General features: G+C 62.4%; 2 protein-coding genes. One reads left to right on the top strand and one right to left on the bottom strand.

Annotated elements, in window-relative coordinates; all coding sequences use genetic code 11:
• The coding region (locus HX846_RS26540) for a LysR family transcriptional regulator (protein WP_178966413.1) at positions 1–155 on the bottom strand (155 nt) is incomplete at its 3' end.
• 135 nt (positions 156–290) lie between these two features.
• Here HX846_RS26540 and HX846_RS26535 point away from each other — a divergent pair.
• Positions 291–696: MFS transporter (locus tag HX846_RS26535; protein WP_178966414.1), on the top strand; the 406-nt coding region annotated here is incomplete at its 3' end.

Raw genomic sequence — 696 nt, 5'->3', positions numbered from 1 at the left:
GTGCGGTGCAGCAGGCGGGTTTTCAGGTGCGTCTCAAGTTCAGCCACCTTGCGGCTGACGCTGGCCAGCGGCATGTCGAGGCGCCGCGCCGCAGCGGTCAGGCTGCCTGCATCAACCACGGCAACGAAGATGGACATGGATTCAAGACGGTTCATGGCAACCTATCAAATTCTGGAAGGATGATTCCAAATCCTAGGGGATTATCCTGATAAGCGCGAGTGCGTAACGTTGGCCACTCATCTCCTTCCCGGAGATCTGCATTGAAGGAGAGCGCCGTGAGTGGCCTGCCGATGACATCCCAACCTTCCACAGCGCCTGCGGTCGCGCCGCGCGGCAAGATCATCATGATGGCGGTGATCGCCGGCGCGGTGATTACCAATATTTACTGCACCCAGCCGATCCTGCCGCTGATCGCTTCGGACATGGGCGTGGACGTGACCACCGTGGATCTGGTGGCCGGTTCCGCCCTGCTGGGTTTTGCTACCGGGCTGGCGTTGCTGCTGCCGATGGGCGACCGTTTTGACCGCCGCAAGCTGGTGCTGGGGCAGATCGCCCTGGCGTTCTGTTTCGCCCTGGCGGCGGCGTTTTCACCGGGCATCTGGGCGCTGATCGGGGCGTCTTTCGGCTTGGGGATTGTGAGCTGTGTGCCCCAGCAACTGGTGCCGTTCGCGGCGGTGATGTCGCAGCCCCACGAAC

The sequence above is a fragment of the Pseudomonas sp. K5002 genome (assembly GCF_013386655.1).
Lineage (GTDB): Bacteria > Pseudomonadota > Gammaproteobacteria > Pseudomonadales > Pseudomonadaceae > Aquipseudomonas.
Note: the sequence above shows the minus strand (reverse complement) of the source record. Positions and strands in the feature narration are given on the sequence as shown.